At 73.2% G+C, this 6,072-nt stretch carries 5 protein-coding genes; 3 read left to right on the forward strand and 2 right to left on the reverse strand.

Going from position 1 to position 6,072, the window contains the following annotated elements; translation table 11 throughout:
• The first annotated feature begins 37 nt into the window (after positions 1-37).
• From sbnA to ACZ6ZR_RS30135, 3 genes are all read left to right on the forward strand, one after another.
• Positions 38-1,009: a 2,3-diaminopropionate biosynthesis protein SbnA gene (gene sbnA / locus ACZ6ZR_RS30125; RefSeq protein WP_465647667.1), complete on the forward strand. Its 972-nt coding sequence runs from the start codon at positions 38-40 to the stop codon at positions 1,007-1,009.
• 90 nt (positions 1,010-1,099) lie between these two features.
• Positions 1,100-2,107 (forward strand): 2,3-diaminopropionate biosynthesis protein SbnB, encoded by a 1,008-nt coding sequence (gene sbnB, locus ACZ6ZR_RS30130; protein ID WP_465647669.1) that lies wholly within the window; start codon positions 1,100-1,102, stop codon positions 2,105-2,107.
• Entirely contained in the window at positions 2,101-3,942 is a 1,842-nt protein-coding gene (locus ACZ6ZR_RS30135) for an FAD/NAD(P)-binding protein (RefSeq protein ID WP_465647671.1), read from the forward strand. Before sbnB ends, ACZ6ZR_RS30135 begins: the two co-directional genes overlap by 7 nt.
• Before the next feature lie 201 nt (positions 3,943-4,143).
• On the opposite strand, the gene ACZ6ZR_RS30140 is transcribed toward ACZ6ZR_RS30135, so the two are convergent.
• Together ACZ6ZR_RS30140 and ACZ6ZR_RS30145 are read right to left on the reverse strand one after the other, a co-directional pair.
• Positions 4,144-4,782, reverse strand: coding sequence for a response regulator (locus tag ACZ6ZR_RS30140; RefSeq protein ID WP_465647673.1), 639 nt, complete (start codon positions 4,780-4,782; stop codon positions 4,144-4,146).
• 20 nt (positions 4,783-4,802) lie between these two features.
• A complete protein-coding gene (locus ACZ6ZR_RS30145) occupies positions 4,803-5,981 on the reverse strand; it encodes a sensor histidine kinase (RefSeq protein WP_465647675.1) in 1,179 nt (392 codons plus the stop codon).
• Positions 5,982-6,072: the final 91 nt, after the last annotated feature.

Consider the following 6,072-nt stretch of genomic DNA (forward strand, 5'->3'; position numbering starts at 1 on the left):
TGTCCGCACCCCACTCTCCTACCTGACAGGTTCCGTGATGTTATTTCGGCATGCCCACGAGATAGTGCTCGACGACCTCTTCCTGGACCTCGGCGGCTTCGTGCCCGGGGTCGACCTGACCCTGAAGATCGAGGGCCTGAACCCGGCCGGATCGATCAAACTCAAGGCCGCGGTGGGCCTGTTGGAGGATGCCGAGGCCCGTGGGGTGCTGCGCCCCGGGGGCCGGGTGATCGAGTCCTCCTCGGGCAACCTCGGGATCGCGCTGGCCTCGGTCTGCGCGGCCCGCGGGTACGCGTTCACCTGCGTGATCGACCCGAACACCTCGGTCCAGTCGATCGGGCTGATGCGGGCCTTCGGCGCCGAGGTCGAGCTGGTCGACCGCCGGGACGCCAACGGCGGCTACCTGCAGTCCCGGATCGACCTCATCCAGGAGCGGTTGTTGGAGGACCCGGAGCTGGTCTGGCCGAACCAGTACGCCAACCCGGCCAACCCGGCCGCCCACCGGGAGCGCACCGCCGCCGCCATCGGCAAGCAGTTCCTCGACGTGGACGTGCTGTTCGTCGGGGCCGGCACCACCGGCACCCTGATGGGCTGCGTGCAGTGGTTCCGCGCCAACTCGCCCCTGACCAGGATCATCGCGGTGGACACCGAGGGCTCGGTGACCTTCGGCCACCCGGCCGGCCGCCGCCACATCCCGGGCCTGGGCACCAGCCGCCGCCCGGAGATCCTCCGCCCGGACGGGGTGGACGAGGTGGTGCTGGTCCCCGAGGCCGAGGCCGTCCGGATGTGCCGCCGGCTGGCCGCCGAGCGCGGCCTGGCGATGGGCGGCTCCACCGGCTCGGTGCTCGCCGCGGTGGACCGCAAGCGGCTCGAACTCCCGCCCGGCGCAACGGTGGTGGCGATCGGACCGGACCTCGGCGAGCGCTACCTCGGCACCGTCTACGACGACGAGTGGGTGACCGAGCGGTTCGGCGACGTCCTGGAGACCCCGGCCCCGGCGCACCACTGAAGCCTTTCGCGCTTTCCCGTGCCCGACCCTTCCCCTGTCCGAACCTTCCCCCGACCTTTCCCCAGTGCCCAAGTGGCAAGGAGCAGCAGCGTGTTCGAGTTCAGCGTGATCGGCGGCAAGGCCGCCAGGGAGATAATCGGCCGGAGCCGGCCCCGGATCGTCGAGCAGGTCCGGGAGACCTACCTGACCCACGAGGCCGGTGAGTCGGTCAACCCGGACAGCTACTTCCTGCGCTTTCCCGAGAAGCCGGACGCCCGGATCATCGCCCTGCCCGCCTACCTCGGCGGCGGCCAGGACGTGGCCGGCATCAAGTGGATCAGCAGCTTCCCGGCCAACATCGAGCAGGGCATCCCCCGCGCCTCGGCCGCCCTGCTGCTCAACGACTACGCCACCGGCTACCCGTACGCGGTGCTGGAGGCCTCGCAGATCAGCGCGGCCCGGACCGCCGCCTCGGCGGTGCTGGCGGCCGAGGTGCTGTCCGGCGGGCGCCGGGCCGAGCGGGTCGTGGTGGTCGGTGCGGGCATCATCGCCCGGAACATCCTGGAGTTCTTCCAGGCCCGGGAGTGGGAGTTCGGCACCGTCCAGGTGCACGACCAACTCCCGCAGTACGGCGAGGCGTTGGTGGAGTACACGGCGGGCGAGCTGGGCTGGGCGGCGGAGTTCGCCCCCGAGCTGGCCCCGGTGCTCAAGGGCGCCGACCTGGTGGTCTTCGCCACCACCGCGGGCGAGCCCTACGTGACCGCCCCGGACAGCTTCGCCCCCGGCCAGCTGGTGCTGAACATCTCGCTGCGCGACATCGCCCCGGAGCTGGTCCTCGGCTCGTACAACGTGCTGGACGACATCGAGCACTGCATGAAGGCCAACACCTCCCCGCACCTGGCCGAACAGCTCGTCGGGAACCGGGACTTCGTCACCGGGACGCTGGCCCAGGTGATCAACGGGGACGCCGTCGTCGGCGACGACAAGCCGGTGATCTTCTCGCCCTTCGGCCTCGGGGTGCTGGACCTCGCGGTCGGCAGGTTCGTGCACCAGGAGGCCCAACTGTCCGGACAGGCGGTCGAGATCGCCGACTTCTTCGGGGAGACCAAGCGGTGGTAGCGAAGGGGACGACGGCGGAGGCCAGGATCGGCGTCATCGGGCTCGGATCGCGCGGGCTCGGGGTGCTGGAGCGCATCATCACCTTCGCCTCGCAGGAGAGTTGGGGCGGGCGGCCGGTCCGGGTCGAGCTGGTGGACCCGGTCGGCGACGGCAGCGGACTGCACGACCCGGAGCAGCCGGACTACCTGCTGCTGAACACCGTGGCCGCGCAGGTCTCGCACTTCCCGGAGGAGGCCACCGTCGGCGACGCGGTGGTGGACCGGGGCACCGACCTGTACACCTGGGCCACCGGCCGCAGCCTGCGGCTGGGCGAGGACGGCTTCACCCTCGGCGCCTTCGGCCGCCCGGTCGCCCCGGACGACTACCTGCCGCGGCGGATCCTCGGCGAGTACCTGGGCTGGTGCCTGCGCCGGACCCTGGCCCGGGCTCCCGAGCACGTCACGGTGGAGCTGCACCGGGCCACCGCGATCGCCCTGGGCGACGGCCCCGACGGCGGGCGTTCGATCACCCTGGACGACGGCCGCCGGGTCGAGGTGGACCACGTCTTCCTGACCACCGGTCACACCCCGCCGTCGGAGCCGGCCCCCGGCCCGGGCAGCGAGCGGTACCTGCGGGAGATCTACCCGCTGCCCACCCGGCTGGCCAGGATCGAGGCCGGCCAGACGGTCGCGCTCGGCGGCACCGGCCTGTCCGCGATGGACGCGCTGGCCGCGCTCACCGTCGGCCGCGGCGGGGAGCACGTGCCCGGCCCCGACGGCCGGCGCTGCTACCTGCCGAGCGGCCGCGAGCCGCGCATCCTGCTCTACTCCCGCACCGGGCTGCCGTTCCGGGCCCGCCCGGAGAACAACCGGAGCGGCGGCTACCTGCCGATCGCCTTCACCCGGCAGGCCATCGACCAACTACGCGCGGACAGGCAGGAGTTGGACCTGCACGAGCAGGTCGAGCCGCTGATCCTGACCGAGATGCGGATCGCCTTCCACCGCCGCACCGCCGCACTGGGCGGCGGCGAGGAGCTGGAGTCGGTGGTCGAGCGGGCGCTGCGCGAGGCCCACGTGGCCGGCCGGATCGGCGCCGAGCTGGACCGGCTCGACCGCGAGCAGGGCGAGTTCGACCCGGTCGGACTGCTGCACCCGCCGGTCGGCGGCACCGAGGACCACGAGGCGTACCAGGCCTGGTACCTGGACCGGATCGCCCAGGACCTCGCACAGGCCCGGCTCGGCCTGGCCGGCAGTCCGGTGAAGTCCGCGTTGGAGGTGCTCCGCGATCTGCGGGACGTGATCCGCTACGCGGTGGACTTCGGCGGGCTGGAGGAGAAGTCCCACGAGGAGTTCTACGGCTTCTACACGGGAGTGCTCAACCGGAACGTCACCGGTCCCCAACTCGACCGGCACGCCGAGCTGTTGGCGCTGGTCGAGGCCGGGATCGTGCAGATCCCGTTCGGCCCGGCACCGAACGTGGAGTGGGACGGCGTGGGCTGGGTGGTCTCCTCCACCGAGCTGGCCACCCCGCACCGGGAGTGGGTCGACTGGCTCTGCCTGGCCACCTCCGGCCAGCCCGACGTGGAGCGCACCGCCAGCCCGCTGCTGGGCCAGCTCCGCGACAGCGGCCGGATCCGGCGGCACCGCCCGTCCTCGCCGAGCAGCCGCGGCGTGGACGTCACCCGCGGCAACCAGCCGATCGGCGCCGACGGCACGGTGGACGACCGGCTCTGGGTGCTCGGCCCGCTCTGCGAGGGCGCCACCTTCTACAACCACTACGTGCCCTCACCCGGCGGCCCCAACCGGGCCCTCGCCGACGCCCACCGCTGCGTGGGGGACCTGTTCGACCGCCTCTGAGGCAGCCGCCCCGGAGGGCGGGACAGGGGCGCGGGGAACTGCGCGAATCGGAAGAACGAGACCCGTGTGCCGGGTACGGAGTTTCACTTGCAAGTGAGCGTCCGTACCCGGCACACGGGTCGGTAGCCTTCCGCAGCGCGCAGTTCCCCGCGCCCCTGCTCCGCTTCGCGGAGCGGACCGCGGAGCGGCTCAGCGGAGCGTTCAGCGCAGGAGGCGGCGTTCCTTGGCGACCGCGACCGCGCCGGAGCGGGTGTCCACACCGAGCTTGTCGTAGATCCGGCCCAGGTGGGTCTTCACGGTGGCCTCGCTGATGAACAGGGCGCGGGCGATCTCCCGGTTGCCCAGACCCTGGGCCAGCTGGGCGAGGATCTCCTGTTCGCGGTCGGTGAGTTGGGGCACGGGCGTGCGCAGCTGGGCCATCACCCGGGAGGCGACCGGCGGCGAGAGCGTGGTGCGTCCCTCGGCGGCGGCGTGGATCGCCGCGAACAGCTCCTCCGGGCGCTCCGCCTTGAGCAGGTAGCCCGTCGCCCCGGCGGCGATCGCCCGGTTGATGTCGGCGTCGGTGTCGTAGGTGGTGAGCACCAGTACGTACGGCGCCCCGGGCCGCCCGGCGATCCGGCTGGTGGCCTCCACCCCGTCGATCCCGTCGCCCAGTTGGAGGTCCATCAGCACCACCTGCGGCTCCAGCTTCGCCGCCAGCGCGATGGCCTCCTCGCCGCTGCCGGCCGCGCCCACCACCTCGATGTCGGGGGCGCTCCCCAGCAGGGCCAGCAGTCCGGCCCGGACCACCGCGTGGTCGTCGCAGACCAGCAGGCGGACGGGGGTGGTGGTGCTGCTCATGGGTCCTCCGGTGGTCGTCGTCACGAGGGTTCGAGCGGAACGGCGGCGGTGATCACGGTGCCCTCGCCAGGGGCGGACTCGACGGTCAGGGTGCCGCCCAGCTGGCGGACCCGGGCCCGCATCGCGGGCAGGCCGTGGCCCCGGGACGGGTCGTCGTCCTTGCCCTGCTGGACCGGCGGCAGGCCGCGGCCGTCGTCGCCGATGTCGAGCACCACCTGGTCGCCGAGGTAGGTGAGGGTGAGCGCGGCGGTGCGGGCGCCGGAGTGTTCGCGGACGTTGGCCAGGGCGCCTTGGGCGATCCGCAGCAGCGCGCTGCGGACGGCGTCCGGCAACGGGATCGGGGTGCCCTCCAGATGGCAACGGACCGTCAGACCGCTCTCCGCCGCCTCCCGGTCGGCGAGGGTGCGCAGCGCCTGGTCCAGTCCGGCGCCGTCGGCCAGGTCGGCCGGGGTCAGGTCGCGGACGAAGCGGCGGGCCTCGGCGAGGCTGCGGGCGGCGATCGAGGCGGCGGTGTGCACATGGGTGCGGGCGGTGGCCGGGTCGGTGTCCCAGACCCGGTCGGCCGCCTGGAGCAGCATCTGCTGGCTGGACAGGCCCTGGGCCAGGGTGTCGTGGATCTCGATGGCCAGCCGCTGACGCTCCGCCAGGACGCCCTCGCGGCGGTTGGTCTCGGCGAGGGCGCGGCGGGTGGACACCAGATCGGCGATCAGGGCGCGCTGGCGCTCGGCCTGACGCTCCATCTGGAGGAAGACCACGGTGGCCAGGCCGGCCACGGCGGGCGGGGCGAGCAGCGTCACCGGGTCGATGCCGTCCGCGAGTTGCTGCTCGGCGTACATCACCAGGCCGGTCAGCACGGCCACCAGGGGGACGGCGGCCCTCGCCGGGAGGGTGCGGAGCGCGGTGTAGATCAGCGGGACGGCGCACCAGGCGAAGCTCGGCGCGAGCAGCACCAGGACGGTCCACAGGCCGGCCACCAGCGCGAGGCGGGCGATCCGGAGCGCGCGGCCGCCCCGGCGCAGTTCGGGCAGCTGGGCGAGGGCCAGGGCCACGCTCAGGCCGATCACCCAGCCGGCCCGGCCGCTGTCGCCGTGGCGCAGCAGGTAGCGGGTGAGGGAGGCGCCGAGCAGCAGCAGGAACGCGCCGTACATCACCACTGTCAGCCGTACGCCGCCGCGCTCCGCACCACTCGTCTCGCTCACGCTCCCATCCTCACCCGGCTCGGCGGCGGAGGGGGTCAACCGATCGGCTGACGGTGGGGTGGGGTCGCCTGCGGCGGGCTTGGGTCGGGGG

Source organism: Kitasatospora sp. NPDC088742, from assembly GCF_055584905.1.